Raw genomic sequence first — 20,483 nt, 5'->3', positions numbered from 1 at the left:
ATTATATTTTGAATTTTGCCTACTCTTGAGCTTTTCGGCTTTCGCTTTTTTTTACTTATTTGATTAGGTATATCCAAGTAGCGTGCCAAAAATTTGAATCGTGGTTTTGTGTTTTTAGATTAAGAATTGATTTTTTGGTTTTAAAATGCTTAAAATCAACTAGTTGATATTCTTGAATAAATATAAAATAATTTTATTCAGAAGCGAATATTAAGATTTTTTTAATACAATTCTTGTTGGACCCGATACGTTTTCTTGTGCTTTTGACGAAGAAATAATCCTAAGAAAAGAGAAATCACCTCATTTTTAAAAATCTTTTTATATAAAACTACTTATCAACATTACTTAAAATTAACTTTTGTTACGAACTCGCATCAATGGATATTGAGTAATTTTGTAACATGTATGCTTTAGTCGATTGTAACAATTTTTATGCTTCCTGCGAACGTGTTTTTCAACCGGAATTCGTTGGGAAACCCGTTGCAATATTGTCAAATAATGACGGCTGTGTGATTTCCAGAAGCAATGAAGCAAAGGAGGTTGGGGTTCCTATGGGCGCGCCAATATTCAAGATTAGGGAATTGGTAAAAGAGAAAAATGTAAAAGTGTTTTCTTCAAATTATCCGCTGTATGGAGATTTGAGTAATCGGGTGATGGCAATTTTAGGCCAATTTACACCTAATTTAGAAATTTACAGCATCGACGAAGCCTTCCTGAATTTTGATGGTTTGACTATTTTCGATTATCAGGATTATGGAATCCAAATGAAAACCCGTGTGCAAAAATGGGTAGGAATTCCCGTTTGCATTGGTTTTGCACCCACAAAAGCATTGTCAAAAGTAGCCAATAAAATTGCCAAGAAATTCCAAGGCAGAACGCAAGGTGTTTATGTTATTGACACCGAAGAAAAGCGTATTAAAGCCTTGAAATGGACAAAAATTGAAGATGTTTGGGGCATTGGCTATCGGATGAATAAAAAGATGAAAGCTAAAAACATTGTGACTGCTTTAGATTTTATAGCACCGCAACACGAGGCTTGGATAAGGAAAGAAATGGGCGTAACAGGACTGCGTTTAAAATACGAACTCGAGGGTAAATCCGTTTTGGATTTAGAACCCATTGTTGATCAAAAGAAAAGTATTGCAACTACCCGAAGTTTTCCAAAACAGATTGCTGATTTTGATTTACTGCGCGAACGTGTTGCTACTTTTGCTGCGGTTTGTGCAGAGAAATTGCGGAAGCAAAACTCCTGCTGTCATACTATTATCGTAATGTTAGTAGTTGATAAACATACGGTGGAAACCTCAAAATATTATTTTAACATGGCGATTACGTTGCCTTATGCATCAAATTCTACGTTGACGATTTCCAATGCAGCCATTGATATCTTGAAAAAACTGCACAAAGGAAATGAAGCTATAAAATTTAAGAAAGCGGGCGTTATCGTTACCGAATTGATTGATCAGGACAAGAAACAGTTGCAGTTATTTGACGAGGAAAACCCAAAACATTTGGTATTGATGAAAGTTATGGATGGTCTCAATAACAAAATTGGAGATAAAAAAGTAAAGTTGGCTACCCAAAATTTAAGTCTGACCTGGAACATGAATCAGAATCATTTGTCGCCCAGATACACCACTAATTTTAAAGATATTCTCGAAATAAAATGTCAATAAACAAAGAGCAAAAATTGAACTTTTTTCTGCCTGATTTTGAAAGTGAATTGCGAATTCCTTTCATAAATGAAGGTGTTTCGGCTGGATTTCCATCGCCGGCGGCTGATTTTATGGAAACGAATATTGATTTGAACAAGGAATTGAGTGAAAATCCGTTGGCGACTTTTTACATCAAAGTCAAAGGGAATTCCATGATTGATGCCGGAATCAATGACAAAGATGTTCTTGTTGTGGATAGAAGTTTAGAACCGCAAAACAATAAAATTGCGATTTGTTTTATCGATGGAGAGTTTACTGTAAAACGCATGCAACTCGAGAAAGACTGTTTGTATCTGATGCCAGAAAATCCAAGTTATTCTCCGATAAAAGTCACCGAAGAAAATCAATTAATCATTTGGGGAATTGTGACCTATGTGATTAAAAAGGTATAAAAAGCCAGTAGTTACCATTATTAAAATGGAATTCTTATTGGAATTTTTAACCATAAAAAAAACCTGTTCAAATAAATGAACAGGTTTTCTGTTTTAAAACAATTACGTTTTATACGGTATGTTTTGGATTAAATCCATCCTCGCTTAATTCGGTGTGTACGTAATCAGCAACCATTTCAGCTTCATAATCAACTTTTTCTCCTTTAGAAAGTCTATTGATGGCTTTTTCCATGATTTGGTAAATTACAGGAACTACGACCAAGGTTAAGAATAATGAGGAAATTAATCCCCCAATAATTACCCAAGCCAAACCGTTTTTCCATTCAGCTCCAGCTCCAGAGGCTAATGCAATTGGGAACATACCAAACACCATCGCGATAGTTGTCATCAAAATTGGACGAAGACGCGCATGATTCGCTTGGATTAATGCTGTTCTAACCGTTTCGCCAGCTTTACGCCTTTGGTTGGTATAATCTACAAGCATAATCGCGTTTTTACAAACTAGACCAATAAGCATGATGATACCTAAAATAGTAAATATATTCAGTGTATTATTGGTTAAAGCCAAAGCCAACATTGCTCCAATAAATGAAAGCGGAATCGCAAACAATACTACAAATGGATGTGCAAAACTATCGTATAACGAAACCATTACCAGGTAAACTAAGATAATCGCAGCTAATAATGCAATTCCTAATGTACCAAAACCTTCACTTTGGTTTTCCTGATCACCACCCCAAATGTAATTTACACCTGTTGGTTTTTTCAATTTTTCAATTTTTTCTTGCCATTTTGTTACAATTGTTCCTGAAGCTACACCCACATTTTGACCTTTTACAGTTACCGATGCCGATTTGTCTCTTCGTTCTAATTCACTTGGTCCAGAACCTTCGGTTACGGTTGCAAATTGATTCAGTTTTATTTGTTGACCACTATCGTTTATGAAAATTAAATTACTTACATCAGCGATACTTTTTCTGTCGAATGCATTGTACTTAATATTGATGTCATATTCGTATTCACCAGCTCTAAATCTACCATCAGTATTTCCGCTAAAAGCAGTTTGCATGGTAATACCTACTGTTTGCAAACTCAATCCCAGAGCTGCCATTTTATCTCTATCCACTTTTACGTTCACTTCCGGATTTCCATCTTCTACTGATAATTCGATTTCTGTTGCTCCTGGAATGGTACGTAATTCTTTTTCGGCTGCTTTTGCAAATTGCATGGCGCTTTCTACATTTGGACCAGTTACAATTAATCCTAAAGTCGCATCTTCTGCAGTTCCTAAAATACCAACTGGAACCGTTTTAACTTTTGCTCCAACTAATATTTTTTCTAATTTACGTTTTGTTTTTGCAGCATATACATTTGCAGGTTCATCACGTTTGTCTAATCCAACCATTTTAACGTTTATCTCAGACTTGTAAGCAGTTGCTTGCGAAGCACCAAGACCTTCACTGGTTTGCCCAATCGTTGTAATTTGACTAAAAACATACTCTTCGTTCTTCAAAAATGCTTCTGCTTTTTGCGTCATGAAATTGGTTTGCTCTAATGAAGCATCTTTTGGCATTTCTATTTGAACTAAAAACTCACCACTATCAGACGCTGCAAAGAATTCTCCACCAATAAATCCACCACCAAATAAACTAATCATAGAACCAAAAAAGATTACTAAAACGATAGCCAGTGTTTTAAAATAATGATCCAAACACCATTCTAATAATCCTGAAACCCAATTTGTAAAACGTGTTAAATAGCTTTCAAATCCAAGGATAATTTTTCCAAAAAGATTTTTGCCTTCAATGTGTTCTAATTTTCCGTATCGTGAAGACAACCACGGAATGATTGTAAATGAAGCTACTAAAGACAACAATGTTGAAATAATTACTGTTACACAGAATTGCGTAATAATGTTAGAAACCAATCCGGTACTCATTGCAATTGGTAAAAATACCACCACAATTACTAAGGTAATCGATACAACGGTTCCACCAATTTCTGCAGTTCCATCATAGGCTGCACGAACCTTGTTTTTACCCATTTCCATGTGCCTGTAAATATTCTCCAGAACCACAATGGCGTCATCCACAAGAATACCTACAACAAGAGACAGACCTAATAAACTCATTAAGTTTAAAGTATATCCCATCAAATAAATTCCGATGAAAGTAGCAATTAATGAAGCAGGAATAGAAACCATTACAATCAACGAGTTTCTAATACTGTGCAAGAAAAACAACATTACAAGTGCAACTAAAAGTACCGCAATAAGTAAATCGTGTACAACAGCATCAGCAGCTTCTAGGGTAAAAATGGTACTGTCTTTAGCGATTTCTAATTTTAAACCATTCGCTTTATAATCGGTTTCCAGTTTAGCAATTGTTTTAACTAATTCTTCACTTACCGCAACCGCATTAGCATCCGATTGTTTAATAATTTGTAAAATAATAGCGCTTTTTTGATTGACACGCGCTACTTTTTCAGTGATTTTTTGAGTATCCTGAACATCAGCAATATCACTTAAACGTACTTGAATTCCGTTTTTAGAGGATACAACCAAGTTTCTTAATTCATCAACATTTTTATATTTTCCGGCCAAACGAATTAATATTTTCTGCTCACGAGTTTGAATGTTTCCTGTTGGAAAATCCAAATTAGAAGATAAAATATTTTGTTGTACTTGCGGAACAGAAAGTCCGTAACCTTGCATTTTTACTGCATCAAGATTGACTTGAATTTCTCTTTCTTGACCACCAATAATATTTACTTGCGCCACACCTTCTACTCGAGAAATAACGGGTGCTAATTTTTTATCAATTAAGTCGTAAAAAGCAACTTCATCCATTTTTCCGTTGGCACCAATAGTCATAATTGGTAAATCGCTTAAGGAAAATTTACTCAACGAAGGCGTTTCAACATCATCCGGTAAATCACTAAGAATAGCGTTTATTTTACGTTGCGCATCGTTCATAGAGATATTAACATCAGCCGAAGAGGTCAATGTAATAGACACGGTAGACAAACTTTCGTATGACTTCGAGTCTATTTTTTTAATATTTTCTAAGGATGCAATCGCATCTTCAATTTTTTTAGTTACCGTATTTTCTACCTCACTTGGAGACGCTCCAGGATAAATAGTAGCAACAGTAATTACATTGGTTTCGAATTTTGGAATCAATTCGTAGCCCAATTGGCTGTAACTGAACAGTCCTCCTAATGTTAGAATCGTAAATAATACGATAACTAATGAGGGACGTTTTATGGATATTTCTGCTAATTTCATTTTTTTCTTTGCTTTAGGCTTTAAGCTTTAGGCTTTAAGCGGTTTCTTTATGACTTTAAGACTATCGACTTTAAGACTTATTTTATAACGTCCACTTTAGATCCGTCTTGAAGATTGATTTGACCTGTAACAATTACAGTTTCACCATCAGAAAGTCCATTTAAAATTTCTACTTTATCACCAAGGATTCTTCCTGCAGTAACCGTTTTCAGTTTAGCAGTTCCATTTTCGATTACAAATATTTCGTTGCTGCTCACACTTCCTACAAAAGCATTTCTAGGAACAATCATCAACGATTGTTTTTGTTGGTTTGAAGCAAATTCAGCAGTTCCGTACATTCCGGCTTTCAAATCATTTGAAGCGTTATTAGCAATTTCTATTTCTACCGGAAAGTTCAAACTTGCATCTGCTTTTGGTGCGATGAAGGTAATTTTTCCAGAGAATGTAGCGTCAGGATACACACTTGCTTTTACGGTAATTGTATTGCCTACTTTTAAACCTGCAACTTGATTTTCGTTAACGTTTACTTTCAATTTCAATTTTGAAACATTTACAATGTCAAACATTTGCGTAGCAGCGCCAAGAACTGATCCTGGTTCAATGTATTTTTTGTTTACGATTCCGTTAATTGTCGCTTTGATATTGGTATCGCCAATATTAACTTTTGCTTGTTGTAATCTTGATTTTGAAGTTACCAAATTCAATTTGGCCTGATCCAATTGTTGTTTCGTCACACCACCAGTTTTAAAAGCATTTTCAAAACGGCTGTAATCCGTCAATGCATTTTGATACGAAGCCTCTGCAGTTTGTAAATCAGCCGAAATTTGTTCGCTTCTTACAACTGCTAAAGTTTGACCTATTCTTACTCTGTCTCCTTCTTCAACTAAAACACGAACTACTCTTCCTGGTTTCTCAGCAGAAAAACTCAATTCTTGTAGTGGCGCAAAATTTCCATTGGCAGAAAAATCAAGAGAAACTTCTTCGATTTTTACGGTTGCAACTTTTACAGAAACACTGGCATTTTTCTCTGCAACAATAGCAGTTTTTGCTTCATTTTCTTCTTTGTTTTTCGTTAAAGTATATGCGATAACGCCTAAAGCTGCTAAAATTGCTACTATGATTATTATATTTTTTTTCATTTTTGTTAGTTATTTATAAGTGTTTTTAATTCGCCTTTTGATTTGATTAATTGTATTTCTGCCAGTTTGTAGTCTAATATTGCAGATGTATAGTTGTTTTGTGCTTCAGTCAATGAGTTTTCAGCATCCAGTAAATCAGTTAAAGAGGCTAATCCTTGTACATAATTGTTTCTGGTGTTGTCTAAAACTTCTTTAGCTAATTGCGCATTTTCTCTTTGATTGTTGATAGTGGTTAAGCTATTGTCAATTTGAGTTTTTGCATTGGCAAAAGCCAAATCAAGAGATAATTTTGTATCGTTGATGTCTTCTTTTATGGTTCTCAAATCAATATCGGCTTGTCTTACTTTGGAACGAGTACTAAATCCAGTAAAAATAGGCACTTTTAAATTCAATCCAATTGAAGAGAAATCAGACCAATACACGCCGTCAGATGGTTTTCCTCCAATAGGCATTTTTGGACCCTGACCAATATAATTGTAACCTGCGTTCAATGATAATGTTGGGTAATATCCTGCTTCAACAGCCTTTTTTTGATAAAATAAAAGTTGTTCTTGTTTTTTTAAAAGCAAATATTCTGTTCTGTTTGCCGTATTTGGAACTTCTGATAATGATTGTGGGCTCACTTCAAATGCCGTTTGTGGAATTTCGATTTGAGTTTCTATTGGCATTCCCATGTAAAATTTCAATGCATTTTCTTGAATTTGAACTGCATTCAAAACTTGTTGACGTTGCGTATTGATGTTTGAAATCCTTACTAAAGTTCGATCCAAATCAATTTTTTTGGCTAGACCATTATCATACTGACCTTTAATGATGTCTTTTACTTTAGTGGTGTTTTTATACATACTGTCAATAACAGTCAGTTTTTGTCTTTGAACATAAACCTGATAGTAATTATTGGCCACGCGTTCAATTACTTGCTCTTCAGTTAATTGTTCGTTGATTTGGTAAAACTCTCTAGTGGATTTTGCCGCTTTCAAACCTGTAAAAACCGTTTGGTCGAATATAGCTTGTGTCAAAGAAACACCGGCTGTTGAAACCCATTTTTGACCAAAAGCAGCCTGAATGGTTGTTCCCGGTGCGCCAAATCCTGCACCATCAATAACTGTTGTTTGTATTATAGGATTGTAAGTCAAATTACCGTTAGCAGAAATTTGAGGTAACGCTTGTGAACGCACTTCCTGAATTTGGTACTCACTATTTTCTACTTGTAGTTTTGCTTTTTTGGCTTCCGCTTTATTTTCTAAAGCGTAGTTAATCGCTTCTTTTAGCGTAAGTGATTTGACTTCTTGTGCATTGGCGCCAAGTGCAAATGTTAGGGTTAATAGTGTGATTATTTTTTTCATTGTTTATGTAATTGGATTAAGTAAGTTTTTTTCTAATTCGGTAATTCCTTTTTCTGTAGCCATTGCTCTTGTGTGGTATTCTAATGCATCAAATTCAAGGCTATAAGCTTCTCTTTCTGAAGGTGTGTTCTCGTTAATACTGAAAATTAAGTAATAGTAAAACTTTATATAAGATTCAATATTTAGGCTTTCTCTGTACAAACCTTGTGCAATTCCTTTTTCAATATTCTGTCTAAAACAAAATTCACATTCATCAACTTGAAACTTTAAGGCGTTTTTGTAAACTTCCGGGTAATGTTTTTTTAATTGATAAATAGGTGATGTTTCAGAGGATTTAAACATATCATCAAACATGCGTCTGATTTGAAAGTTTTCTTCAATGGCATTGTAGTTTTTAGAAGTTACTTCCTCAATAAGTTGACGTACTTCTTTGTGAATGATTTGAACACTTTCCTCTATCAATAATTCTTTATTGGCAAAATATTTATAAATCGTTTTCTTGGAAATGCACATTTCACCGGCAATATCATCCATAGTAATACTTTTGAAACCAAGTTTCAAAAACATCTCTTTTGCTTTGGATATAATTTTCTCTTTCATTTTCTTTATTCTTAATCAGTTGTGATTTATTTAAACTGTTAAATTTGGTGCAAATGTAATTTGGAAACTTTGAAAACCAAAATAGTTTCCTTAAATTTTATGTTTATTTAACATTTGCTTTCTTATTAAGCGGTTAATTCTAAGTTTGCCATAAACTTAATGTCTTGTCCTAAAGCTAAACCGCCAGTTTGATTAAATGAAGTAAAGTTCAAACCAAAGTCTTTGCGATTAATATGACCAGTTATTTCAAAAGCAGCTTTTTGATCGCCATCATACGTATTGAATCCAATGAATTCAGCATCAAGCTCCACTACTTTTGTGATGTTTTTTATGGTAAGATTTCCTTTCAAAAAATTGATGTTTTTATTGACTTTTTCGAATGAGGTCGACTTGAAACTAATAATTGGAAACTCCTTAATATCAAATAAGTCATTCAGCCCCAGATGAGTATCTATTTGTTCTAGTTTTGCATCTTTATTATTTACATCCAAAGAGAATTCAATCGAAGCATCTTCTATTTGATTATCCTCAATATCAATATGTCCGTTGAATTTATTTATGGAACCTGCCAGATAAGCAATTATTGAGTGTCTCATTTTTATCAGAACATCTGATTGATTCGAGTCAACTGTCCATTTTGTTTTCATAATTCGTTGCGTTGTATTTGGAATTTATTTTAAAACCGCTAAAGATTTCAAAACGTTAAATTTTCGTTGGCAAATGTAAGTAGGAAACTTTGAATACTAAAATAGTTTCCAATGTATTTTGATTTATTTAACATTTGATGACAAAAGGGAGTTTGTAATGCAAATTGAATACTGTAAATTAGCCAAAAAATTATTTTATGCATTCTATTTACCAGTATCAAGAGTTTCTTTCGGATTATTTGAAATCACAATATGAAACCAAAGAACCGAGAAATCTATACGAACCCATACATTATATATTAGATCTTGGTGGGAAAAGAATGCGTCCGGTGCTTACATTAATGAGTGCAGAGGTTTTTGATGCAGATTATAAAAAAGCGTTACCGGCGGCTTTGGCTGTTGAAGTTTTTCATAATTTCTCATTGGTTCATGATGATATTATGGATGATGCGCCATTGCGAAGAGGACAGGAAACGGTACACGAGAAATGGAATTTAAACACCGGAATCTTATCTGGTGATGCCATGCTGATTTTAGCGTACCAATATTTCGAACAATATGAACCGATTATTTTTCGGGATTTAGCGAAGTTATTTAGCAAAACCGCTCTTGAAGTTTGTGAAGGGCAACAGTGGGACGTTGATTTTGAAGAAAGAAACGACGTTACCATTCCTGAATACCTGAAAATGATTCAATATAAAACGGCTGTTTTGGTTGCTGCCGCCATGAAAATGGGAGCGATTATTGCAGAAACTTCAGAAGAAAACGCAAATTTGATTTATGATTTTGGACTGAATTTAGGCTTGGCTTTTCAATTACAGGATGATTTTCTGGACGCTTTTGGTGATCCTGAAACCTTTGGAAAACAAGTAGGTGGTGACATTATAGAAAATAAAAAAACGTATTTGTATCTTAAAGCGGTTGCTTTTTCAAATGAAACAGAAGCAGAAGAATTAAGACGATTGTTCTCCATTCAGCCTGAAGACAATACGGAGAAAATCAAAACGGTAAAAGAACTTTTTAACAGCTCAGGTGCTTCAAAAGCAACTCAAGATGCGATTCAGGATTTTACGTTTAAGGCTTTTCAAACGTTGGATAAAATGAATATCAGCGTAGATAAAAAAGAAATGTTGAAGGCTTTTGGTGAAAACTTAATGGGAAGAAAAGTTTAGATTTTTGATCGCAGAAGTTTTACTTCGGATAAATAATGGTCTATTTCAAAAATCAGTATAATTCAAAAAAAAATCAAACATTTTGAGCAGTTTCTTAAAATCAAAAATCTAAATTCGTTAATCAACAATCTGAAATTAAATGTTTATAGTTCCAAAAAATACCGATTTACTACTTACTGAAGCAGAAGGCGAAAACTTATATTTGAAATTAATCGAACAAATGAATAAGGATTTTAATTTGGCTAATGAAGCAATTGATTTTCCTTTGAGTATTTCTCCTAATGAATTGAAGTTACAATTACATGAGAAAATCTATCGACTCATTCAATACAAGTTTGCTGAATACCTCAATTTACTTTACATAATTGATGTTTCTGAGGAAGAAATAAAAAAACTAGACGGTTCTGATTTAGTAGTTCTTGCCGAGCAGGTCTCTTTTTTGATTCTAAAAAGAGAATGGCAAAAAGTCTGGTTCAGGAATAAGTATTAGTTATTATTCGTATCCAGGTCAGAGTACGTTTATGTTAAAAATAAACTCTGATAAATGGCATAAAGGCACTGCCGTAAATATTATTCTTATCGGTCAAAACATTGTAACGGGCACCAATTGTTGCGTTTCCGGATCTATAACCTGCACCAATAAACAATCCCGTATTCCAGTAATCTTGTGAATTACTATTGGATCCATCCAGATTTACATTAACTCTTAATTGTTCCAGTTCAGCGGAAAGTTGGATTTCTTGTATTGGATTAAAAAGACCTATAACACTGCCGCCATACAAATGGGAAGCGTAATAATCTCTTTGTTTTAAATATTTATATTGTAAGCCAACACCTAAAGCCACATAATCATTGAAATTGTAAATGGCACTTGGCGCCAATGAAATGTCCGTATAGCCAGAACCAAAGCCTAAACCTATTCCGCCTCCAAATTGTACGTTCCTCCAAAACTCATTTTGGGTTTTAGTAGAGGATGTGTTTTGTTGTGCAAACATGCAACTTGAAAAAAATAGGATAATAATCACCATTAATGATTTGGAATCGTCTAAAAAGCTATTCTTTGTCATAAGTTTTCAGTTTTTTAACATTTTTCAATGTAAAAGTATCTTAAAATAAATTATAAATTTATTCTATTATTGTACTTTTGCCAAACTATTTTAACAAAAAAGTATATTCACTAAATATTATGGATAGGTTTTCATTTTTAAACGCAGCACACACCGAATTTTTCGCACAATTATACGATCAATATTTAGAGAATCCAGATAGCGTTGAGCCAAGTTGGAGAGGTTTTTTTCAAGGTTTCGATTTTGGGATGACTACTTACAACGAGGAGAACAAGGTTGAACAAATCGCTAATTTTGCAGCTAATAATTCAGATATTAATTTAGTATCAGATAAGCTTCAAAAGGAATTTAATGTATTGAAATTAATAGATGGATACCGTTCTCGAGGGCATTTGTTTACCAAAACAAATCCGGTTCGTGAAAGAAGGACTTCATCACCTACACTTGAAATTTCGAATTTCGGACTTTCAGCAGCAGATTTAAATACTGTTTTTGACGCGGCAAAGGTTATCAATATACAACCGTGTACGCTTCAAGAAATTATAACTCACCTTGACACTATATATTGTCAGCATATTGGGGTGGAGTACATGTACATCCGTAATCCAGAAGTGGTGGAGTGGATTCAGAAAAAATTGGGGGTTAATGACAATCAGCCTAAATTTTCTTTGGACGAAAAGAAATCAATTCTGAATAAATTAAATCAAGCCGTTTCTTTTGAAAACTTTTTGCATACTAAATATGTAGGTCAAAAACGTTTTTCTCTTGAAGGTGGAGAATCAATCATTCCGGCTTTGGATGCTTTAATTGAAAAAGCAGCCGAAAAAGGAGTAGAGCAGTTTGTAATGGGAATGGCACACCGTGGTCGTTTGAATGTTTTGGCAAATATTTTTGGCAAATCAACCCAAGATATTTTTGGTGAATTTGACGGTAAAGATTACGATCAGGAATATTTTGATGGAGATGTAAAGTACCATTTAGGACTTACTGCTGACAAAGTTACAAGCACCGGAAAAAAAATCAATATCAATTTGGCTCCAAATCCTTCGCATCTTGAAACTGTTGGTGCAGTTATCGAAGGAATTACAAGAGCAAAGCAAGACAAATATTTCCCTAACGATTTCTCTAAAGTATTGCCAATCGCTGTTCACGGTGATGCTGCAATTGCAGGTCAGGGAATTTTGTATGAGATTGTACAAATGGCACAACTTGACGGTTATAAAACCGGAGGAACAATCCATATTGTAATCAATAATCAAGTAGGTTTTACGACTAATTACCTTGATGCACGTTCTTCTACGTATTGTACGGATGTTGCCAAAGTAACACTTTCGCCAGTATTACACGTAAATGCAGATGATGCTGAAGCGGTAGTTCATGCGATGTCATTTGCGTTGGATTTCAGAATGCAATTTGGTCGCGATGTATTTATCGATTTATTAGGATATAGAAAATACGGACATAACGAAGGTGATGAGCCTCGTTTTACCCAGCCGGTATTATACAAAATCATTGCAAAGCACAAAAATCCAAGAGATATCTACATGGACAAATTGCTTGCAGAAGGATTGATAGACAGTACTTTTGTAAAAGGATTAGAGCAAGAATACAAGTCAAACTTGGAAGTGAATTTAGAAGAATCGCGTAAAAAAGATTTGACTATTATTACTCCGTTCATGAAAAATGAATGGAAAGGTTTTGAGCAAGTTTCAGATGTTGAAATGCTTAAAAAAGTAGATACTACTTTCCCAAAAGAAGGACTTACTGAGGTTGCAAACGTGATTTGTAACTTACCGACAGATAAAAAATTTATCAGCAAAATACAAAAACTGATCAACGACAGAAAAACAATGTTTTTCGAAACGAATAAGCTGGATTGGGCTATGGCCGAACATTTAGCGTATGGTTCGCTTCTGAAAGAAGGATACGATGTTCGTATTTCCGGACAAGATGTGGAGCGTGGGACATTCTCTCACCGTCATGCTGTTGTAAAAGTAGAAGATTCAGAAGAAGAGGTGACTTTGTTAAGTAATTTAGAAGGAGCAACCGGAAAATTCAATATTTTCAATTCTCTTTTATCTGAATACGGTGTTTTAGGATTTGATTATGGATATGCTTTGGCAAATCCAAATACATTAACCATTTGGGAAGCACAGTTTGGAGATTTCAGTAATGGAGCCCAAATTATGATTGACCAATACATCTCTTGTGGAGAAGATAAATGGAACAACCAAAACGGAATTGTTTTATTATTGCCTCACGGATATGAAGGACAAGGAGCAGAGCATTCCTCTGCAAGAATGGAGCGTTATTTACAACTTTGCGCCAGACATAATATGTATGTTGCCGATTGTACAACGCCAGCCAACTTCTTTCACTTGTTGAGAAGACAAATGAAAACAACTTTCCGTAAACCACTTATTGTGTTTACACCAAAGAGTTTGTTGCGTGATCCAAGAGTAGTTTCTTCTGTTGAAGAATTTGCAACAGGAAATTTCCAGGAAACATTTGATGATGAAACAGTGAATAAAGCCGATGTGAAAACATTAGTTTTCTGTACTGGAAAATTCTATTACGACATCACTGCCGAAAGAGAAAACAATGGTCGTAAAGATGTAGCAGTTGTTAGAATCGAACAATTATTCCCATTGCCTGTTGAGCAATTAAAAGCGATTATTGCTAAATATCCAAACGCTGATGATTATGTTTGGGCACAAGAAGAGCCAAAAAACATGGGAGCTTACAGTTACATGTTGATGAATTTCGATTTAGTAAAATGGAGATTGGCTTCACTAAAAGCCTATGCAGCTCCAGCGGCTGGAAGTTACACTAGAGCAAAACGTCGTCAGGCCGATGCGATAAAAATGGTTTTTGATAAAAATTTATTTAGATAGAAAAAAGTTTAAAGTTTAAGGTTTAAAGTCCCATTTGTAGAACTTTAAACCTTAAACTTTAAATGATTTAACTTTAAACTTTAAACTAAAAGAAAGATGATTTTAGAAATGAAAGTCCCATCACCAGGGGAATCTATAAAAGAAGTTGAAATTGCAACTTGGTTGGTAAAAGACGGAGATTATGTAGAGAAAGACCAAGCAATTGCTGAGGTTGATTCTGATAAAGCAACATTAGAATTGCCAGCAGAAGCAAGCGGAATCATTACTTTAAAAGCAGAAGAAGGCGATGCAGTAGCAGTAGGAGCGGTAGTTTGTTTAATCGATACTAGTGCAGCAAAACCAGCAGGTGATGCACCAGCAGCAGCAGTTGAAGCACCAAAAGCTGAAGTTAAAGCAGAAGCACCAAAAGCGGCTCCGGTAGCAGCAGCTCCAGCAGCAACTTACGCTTCAGGAACTCCATCTCCAGCAGCAAGAAAAATATTAGACGAAAAAAATATAGCGCCAGCTTCCATAACAGGAACTGGAAAAGACGGAAGAATAACCAAAGATGATGCAGTAAATGCTGTGCCTTCAATGGGAACTCCTACAGGTGGTTCTCGTGGAACAGAGCGTACTAAATTATCTATGTTGCGTCGTAAAGTGGCTGAGAGATTAGTTGCCGCTAAAAACGAAACAGCAATGTTGACTACTTTTAACGAAGTAAATATGACGCCAATCAACTTGATTCGTAATGAATACAAAGATGCGTTCAAAGCAAAACATGGTGGAATTGGTTTAGGATATATGTCTTTCTTTACTAAAGCAGTAACCAGAGCATTAAAATTATTCCCGGATGTAAACTCAATGATGGATGGTGATCATAAGATTGCTTTCGATTTTTGCGATATTTCAATTGCGGTTTCAGGACCAAAAGGATTAATGGTTCCTGTAGTTCGTAATGCTGAAAACTTGACTTTCCGTGGAGTTGAAGCAGATATTAAAAGATTGGCATTAAAAGCGCGTGACGGGCAAATAACAGTTGATGATATGACTGGCGGAACGTTCACGATTACTAACGGTGGTGTTTTTGGAAGTATGTTGAGTACGCCAATTATCAATCCTCCACAATCTGGAATCCTTGGAATGCACAACATTATCGAGCGTCCAATTGCTGTAAACGGTAAAGTGGAAATTCACCCAATGATGTACGTAGCGTTGTCTTATGACCATAGAATTATTGATGGGCGTGAGTCTGTTGGATTCTTGGTAGCTGTAAAAGAAGCGTTAGAAAACCCAATGGAATTATTAATGGATAACAATCCTAAAAAAGCATTAGAACTATAGTTTTAAGGTTTTAGAATATAAAAAAATCCTGTTTAGTGTTTCTAAACAGGATTTTTTATTTATTTGTATTACTAACCAATACTATTTATGGCATCAAATAAAAAACAGGCCGCTATCAGCTTTATTTTCATCACAATGTTAATTGATATAACTGGTTGGGGAATTATCATTCCAGTTATTCCAAAATTGATTAAAGAATTAATTCACGGCGATGTTAGTGATGCAGCAAAATATGGTGGTTGGTTAACATTTGCTTATGCGATAACTCAATTTACGTTTGCACCTTTAATTGGTAATTTGAGTGATAAATTTGGTCGAAGACCCATAATTTTAATTTCGCTTTTTGCCTTTTCATTGGATTATATATTGTTGGCGTTTGCCCCAACGATTACATGGCTATTTATAGGAAGAGTAATTGCAGGATTAACAGGTGCGAGTATTTCAACCGCTTCAGCGTATATAGCCGATGTGAGCACGCCAGAAAACAGAGCCAAAAATTTCGGAATGATTGGGGTGGCTTTTGGGCTAGGATTTATAATTGGACCCGTAATAGGAGGAGTTTTGGGGCAGTACGGATCTAGAATTCCGTTTTATGCGGCAGCCGTCTTATGTATGCTAAATTTCTTGTACGGTTATTTTATTTTGCCTGAGTCATTATCAAAAGAAAACAGGAGACCCGTTAATTTAAAAAGAGCCAATCCAATTGGGGCTTTTTTGAATTTAAAAAAATACCCATCGTTATATGGATTATTGATTGCTTTGTTTTTGATTTATGTTGGATCACATGCTGTCGAAAGCAACTGGAGTTATTTCACTATGTACAAATTTAGTTGGGACGAAAAAATGGTAGGGATTTCGCTAGGCGTTGTTGGAGTTTTAGTAAGTCTTGTTCAAGGAGGCTTGATACGATGGACTAGCCGAAAATTAGGAAATGAAAAAAGTATTTATGTTGGAATGGTATTATATACTATTGGAATGTTTTTGTTTGCTTTTGCTTCAGAGGGCTGGATGATGTTTCTCTTCTTGGTTCCGTATTGTCTTGCCGGTATTGCTGGTCCAGCATTGCGAGCTATAATTTCAAATCATGTTTTGCCATCAGAGCAAGGTGAAATTCAAGGAACTATTGCCAGTTTAATGAGCGCCGCAACTATTATTGGCCCGCCAGTAATGTCAGGTCTCTTTTATTATTTTACACATAAAGGGGCACCATTTGAATTTGCAGGAATGCCATTTATTCTTGGGGGTTTATTGATGATGATAAGTGGTGTTGTTGCTTATTTTTCGTTGAAAAAGTATAGTGTTTCAAATACAAACAATGATTAAAGTAATCGACAATTGCTTTCCCTTTCATTAAAATATCAGCCCCTATAATGCCATGAACCGGTTTGGCCTTGTGTTGTGTTAGCGCTTCATTTACATGAGATAAATCAAAAATAACGAGTTCAAAATCAGAATCTTTCCAAGTACCAAGTTGCAATTGATTTTTTAAAGCCAGTTGGGTAAACATTCCTGTGGCTCCCGCACCAGCGGCTTTTGTCTTTGATTTTTTGGCTTCCAATAAAAACAAATCGACACTCTCAAATCCTACACAGCTGTTTGAAGCTCCTGTGTCTAGAATGAAGTTGCCTGTTACACCATTGATTTTTGCTTTTATTAAAAGATGCTGTGTTTTAGTTATCTTAAATTTTACTTTTCTGTAGTTTTCTTTTTTAAGGATATCGTGTAGGTTCTTCATTATGCTGAATTTATTTCAGTGATTTATTTCTGTTTTACAAAGATACATGGAGTTAGTGAAGGAATTGTGTGAATCTTTTTAAAACCATTTTTTCGACAACTTTTATTCTTGTAATTTTGTACCCTTAAACTTTACACTTGGAAGCAGCTATAACAATCACCGATACGCATACACATTTATATTCAGAGGAATTTGATCAAGATAGAAACGAAATGATTCAACGTGCGATTGATGCCGGCGTTTCCCGTTTTTTTATACCTGCAATCGATTCTACCTGTACCGAATCGATGTATGAATTGGAGAAAAATCATCCCAATACTGTTTTCTTAATGATGGGGTTACACCCAACGTATGTAAAAGAAAATTATCTGGAAGAATTGCAACATGTGGAAAACGAATTGGCGAAAAGAAAATTCTACGCAGTGGGCGAAATTGGGATTGATTTGTATTGGGATAAAACACATTTGCCTCTGCAACAAATCGCTTTCAAAAGGCAAATCCAATTGGCAAAACAATATAAATTACCTATTGTGATTCATTGTCGTGAAGCTTTTGATGAAATTTTTGAAATTCTGGAAGCAGAAAAATCAGATGATTTATTTGGGATTTTCCATTGTTTTTCAGGAACTTATGAGCAGGCATTACAGGCGATTTCGTACAATATGAAATTAGGAATAGGCGGAGTTGTGACTTTCAAAAACGGAAAAATCGACCAGTTTTTGAATCAGATAGATTTGAAACACATTGTTTTAGAAACGGATTCCCCATATTTAGCACCGATTCCTTATAGAGGAAAAAGAAACGAAAGTAGTTACATTGTTAATGTTGTAGATAAGTTAGCGCAAATTTATAACCTTTCGGCAAATGATATTGCGGCAATAACAACGGAGAATTCTAAAGCTATTTTTGGGATTTAAAGTAGAATTCACCTTATTTTGATATTTTTTTTGTTCATTTGTCCACACAAAAATTGAGAACCAAAATGCAGAAATTTGACGCTATTCGGCCTTTTTATGATTCCGAAATAAACGAGGCACTTCAAGATGTCATCCATCATCCAATGATGAAGGCATTAATGAATTTTACTTTTCCGGATGTTGCAGACGAAGTTTGGAAAGAACAACTCAAAAAAACGCATTCCATTCGCGACTTTCAATGTAATTTTATTTATCAATCGGTTCAAAAAATACTAGAAAAAAGCTCGGAAGGCTTGACTACTTCTGGTTTTGAAAATTTAGAACCCAATACTTCGTATTTATTTATTTCGAATCATCGAGATATACTTTTGGATACCACTTTATTAAATTCGGCCTTGTTTGAACATGGTTTAGTGATGACTGCATCAGCTATTGGAGATAATTTAGTCAAAAAATCGTTCCTGAAGACATTAGCGAAACTGAATCGTAATTTTTTGGTACAACGTGGCTTGACACCAAGAGAAATGTTGCAAAGTTCAAAGCTATTGTCCGAATATATTGGAAATTTATTGCAGCATGAAAACCGTTCTGTTTGGATTGCCCAACGAGAAGGAAGAACGAAAGACGGTAATGATGCCACAAATCCAGGTGTTTTGAAAATGCTGGGAATGGCTTCTGATGAAAAGAATTTGATGGATTATTTCAAGAAAATCAAAATTGTACCGGTTTCTATTTCGTATGAATACGATCCAACGGATGCTTTAAAAATGCCTCAATTGATGGCTGAAGCCAATAATGAAATCTATGTTAAAGAAAAAAACGAAGATTTTATGACCATTCTTAGTGGAGCTTTGGGTCAGAAAAAAAGAATTCACATTCATATAGGTAAAGTTTTGGACACTGAAATAGATGCCATCCAAGCTGAAAACGATAATTCCAACAAGCAAATAGTAGCCTTGGCGCAAGTAATTGATGATGCAATATTGAGTAATTATAAGTTATGGCCAACGAATTTTATTGCGTACGATATTGTAAACAAGATTGATACCCATTCGCATCTTTATACAGAAAATGAAAAATCACTTTTCGAACGCAGATTAGAAATGCGTATCGATGAGGAAAATCCAATTGCATTACAAGGATTTTTGGCAATGTATGCAAATCCGGTTATGAATAAATCAAAATATCACGATGTTATCTAAAGCTAAAATACTTTTAATTTATACCGGTGGAACCATTGGTATGAGAAAAGATTTTGAAACTGGAGCGCTCAAGGCATTCAATTTCAGTAAATTATTGCAAAGGATTCCAGAATTGAAACAATTGGATTGTGATATCGAAACTATTTCTTTCGAAAACCCAATTGATTCGTCGAATATGAATCCTGAAAAATGGGCTAAAATCGCGACGATTATCGAAGAGAACTATGCTTCATTTGATGGATTTGTGGTGCTTCATGGATCAGATACGATGTCGTATTCAGCATCAGCATTGAGTTTTATGCTCGAAAATTTATCAAAACCAGTTATTTTCACGGGATCTCAATTGCCTATTGGAGATTTACGTACTGATGCTAAAGAGAATCTGATTACCGCCATTCAAATTGCGTCTTTGCGAAACAATGACGAACCTGTTATCAGTGAAGTGTGTCTTTATTTTGAATACAAGTTATACCGAGGCAATAGAACCACAAAGATTAATGCGGAACATTTCAAAGCATTTACGTCTCCAAATTATCCTGAATTAGTTGAATCAGGAGTTCATTTAAAATTAAACCCGGAATTATTTTTGGCTAACAGCCAAAATAAAGAATTCAAGGTTCATAAAAACTTAGACAATAACGTTGCAATTATAAAAATGTTTCCGGGTATCAGCGAAGCAGTTTTAGCAGCAATTTTAGATATTCCAGATCTTAAAGGGATTGTTTTAGAAACCTATGGAGCAGGAAATGCACCTACTGAAGATTGGTTTTTGAACTTATTAAAAAAAGCAATTGGTAGGGGTTTGCACATCATCAATGTTACACAATGTTCCGGCGGAAGCGTGAGTATGGGGCAATATGAAACCAGTACAGGGATGAAAGAAATAGGTGTGATTTCAGGAAAAGACATCACAACCGAAGCTGCTATAACCAAATTAATGTATTTGTTAGGTCAAAAAATAGCTCAAAAAGACTTCAAAAGTATTTTTGAAACTGCTTTGCGAGGAGAAATAGCATAATAGTTAGATTTTACTTTTCTAACTCATTTT

General features: G+C 34.7%; 16 protein-coding genes and 1 pseudogene. 10 read left to right on the top strand and 7 right to left on the bottom strand.

Annotation, left to right across the window (positions count from 1 at the left end):
* Nucleotides 1–401: 401 nt before the first annotated feature.
* Entirely contained in the window at nt 402–1,676 is a 1,275-nt protein-coding gene (locus Q1W72_RS07615; RefSeq protein ID WP_099713768.1) for a Y-family DNA polymerase, read from the top strand.
* Nucleotides 1,667–2,107, top strand: a complete 441-nt coding sequence (locus tag Q1W72_RS07610; protein ID WP_099713767.1) for a LexA family transcriptional regulator — start codon at nt 1,667–1,669, stop codon at nt 2,105–2,107. The genes Q1W72_RS07615 and Q1W72_RS07610 overlap by 10 nt, the downstream gene beginning before the upstream one ends.
* A gap of 109 nt (nt 2,108–2,216) precedes the next feature.
* Here the strand turns inward: Q1W72_RS07610 and Q1W72_RS07605 are convergent, their stop codons facing one another.
* The 5 genes from Q1W72_RS07605 to Q1W72_RS07585 all read right to left on the bottom strand — a co-directional run bounded on the left by Q1W72_RS07605 (nt 2,217) and on the right by Q1W72_RS07585 (nt 9,125).
* The gene (locus Q1W72_RS07605) at nt 2,217–5,393 is read right to left on the bottom strand and encodes an efflux RND transporter permease subunit (RefSeq protein ID WP_099713766.1); all 3,177 of its coding nucleotides are present in this window, start codon (nt 5,391–5,393) and stop codon (nt 2,217–2,219) included.
* A gap of 77 nt (nt 5,394–5,470) precedes the next feature.
* Entirely contained in the window at nt 5,471–6,532 is a 1,062-nt protein-coding gene (locus tag Q1W72_RS07600; protein WP_099713765.1) for an efflux RND transporter periplasmic adaptor subunit, read from the bottom strand.
* A 5-nt stretch (nt 6,533–6,537) separates the two neighbouring features.
* The gene (locus tag Q1W72_RS07595; protein ID WP_099713764.1) at nt 6,538–7,878 is read right to left on the bottom strand and encodes a TolC family protein; all 1,341 of its coding nucleotides are present in this window, start codon (nt 7,876–7,878) and stop codon (nt 6,538–6,540) included.
* Nucleotides 7,879–7,881: 3 nt separating this feature from the next.
* Entirely contained in the window at nt 7,882–8,478 is a 597-nt protein-coding gene (locus Q1W72_RS07590) for a TetR/AcrR family transcriptional regulator (RefSeq protein ID WP_099713763.1), read from the bottom strand.
* Nucleotides 8,479–8,603: 125 nt separating this feature from the next.
* A complete protein-coding gene (locus Q1W72_RS07585) occupies nt 8,604–9,125 on the bottom strand; it encodes a YceI family protein (protein WP_099713762.1) in 522 nt (173 codons plus the stop codon).
* 197 nt (nt 9,126–9,322) lie between these two features.
* Here Q1W72_RS07585 and Q1W72_RS07580 point away from each other — a divergent pair, with 197 nt between their 5' ends.
* Together Q1W72_RS07580 and Q1W72_RS07575 are read left to right on the top strand one after the other, a co-directional pair.
* On the top strand, nt 9,323–10,297 hold the full coding sequence (locus tag Q1W72_RS07580; RefSeq protein WP_099713761.1) for a polyprenyl synthetase family protein: 975 nt from the start codon (nt 9,323–9,325) through the stop codon (nt 10,295–10,297).
* Nucleotides 10,298–10,436: 139 nt separating this feature from the next.
* Nucleotides 10,437–10,787, top strand: a complete 351-nt coding sequence (locus Q1W72_RS07575; RefSeq protein WP_099713760.1) for a hypothetical protein — start codon at nt 10,437–10,439, stop codon at nt 10,785–10,787.
* Nucleotides 10,788–10,821: 34 nt separating this feature from the next.
* On the opposite strand, the gene Q1W72_RS07570 is transcribed toward Q1W72_RS07575, so the two are convergent.
* Entirely contained in the window at nt 10,822–11,364 is a 543-nt protein-coding gene (locus tag Q1W72_RS07570) for a hypothetical protein (RefSeq protein WP_233206845.1), read from the bottom strand.
* Nucleotides 11,365–11,483: 119 nt separating this feature from the next.
* On the opposite strand from Q1W72_RS07570, the gene Q1W72_RS07565 reads away from it, so the two are divergent.
* The 3 genes from Q1W72_RS07565 to Q1W72_RS07555 all read left to right on the top strand — a co-directional run bounded on the left by Q1W72_RS07565 (nt 11,484) and on the right by Q1W72_RS07555 (nt 16,904).
* Entirely contained in the window at nt 11,484–14,258 is a 2,775-nt protein-coding gene (locus Q1W72_RS07565; protein ID WP_099713759.1) for a 2-oxoglutarate dehydrogenase E1 component, read from the top strand.
* 96 nt (nt 14,259–14,354) lie between these two features.
* Complete coding sequence (odhB, locus tag Q1W72_RS07560) at nt 14,355–15,581, top strand: 2-oxoglutarate dehydrogenase complex dihydrolipoyllysine-residue succinyltransferase (protein ID WP_099713758.1); 1,227 nt, start codon at nt 14,355–14,357, stop codon at nt 15,579–15,581.
* Nucleotides 15,582–15,668: 87 nt separating this feature from the next.
* Nucleotides 15,669–16,904: a TCR/Tet family MFS transporter gene (locus tag Q1W72_RS07555; protein WP_099713757.1), complete on the top strand. Its 1,236-nt coding sequence runs from the start codon at nt 15,669–15,671 to the stop codon at nt 16,902–16,904.
* On the opposite strand, the pseudogene Q1W72_RS07550 reads toward Q1W72_RS07555, so the two are convergent.
* A pseudogene (locus tag Q1W72_RS07550) lies at nt 16,882–17,316 on the bottom strand (retropepsin-like aspartic protease); the annotation flags it as partial. The gene Q1W72_RS07555 and the pseudogene Q1W72_RS07550 overlap by 23 nt on opposite strands.
* 149 nt (nt 17,317–17,465) lie before the next feature.
* Between Q1W72_RS07550 and Q1W72_RS07545 the strand changes: the two are divergent.
* The 3 genes from Q1W72_RS07545 to Q1W72_RS07535 all read left to right on the top strand — a co-directional run bounded on the left by Q1W72_RS07545 (nt 17,466) and on the right by Q1W72_RS07535 (nt 20,453).
* Nucleotides 17,466–18,233, top strand: a complete 768-nt coding sequence (locus Q1W72_RS07545; protein WP_302137928.1) for a TatD family hydrolase — start codon at nt 17,466–17,468, stop codon at nt 18,231–18,233.
* Nucleotides 18,234–18,298: 65 nt separating this feature from the next.
* Nucleotides 18,299–19,435 carry a 1-acyl-sn-glycerol-3-phosphate acyltransferase gene (locus Q1W72_RS07540; RefSeq protein ID WP_121340762.1) on the top strand — a complete coding sequence of 379 codons (1,137 nt, stop codon included), beginning with the start codon at nt 18,299–18,301 and terminating at the stop codon, nt 19,433–19,435.
* A complete protein-coding gene (locus Q1W72_RS07535; protein ID WP_121340763.1) occupies nt 19,425–20,453 on the top strand; it encodes an asparaginase in 1,029 nt (342 codons plus the stop codon). Before Q1W72_RS07540 ends, Q1W72_RS07535 begins: the two co-directional genes overlap by 11 nt.
* Nucleotides 20,454–20,483 lie beyond the last annotated feature (30 nt).

This window comes from Flavobacterium sp. ZE23DGlu08, from assembly GCF_030505335.1.
GTDB classification, from domain to species: domain Bacteria; phylum Bacteroidota; class Bacteroidia; order Flavobacteriales; family Flavobacteriaceae; genus Flavobacterium; species Flavobacterium algoritolerans.
The sequence above is the reverse complement of the archived record's forward strand: the minus strand, read 5'-3'. Positions and strand labels throughout refer to the sequence as shown.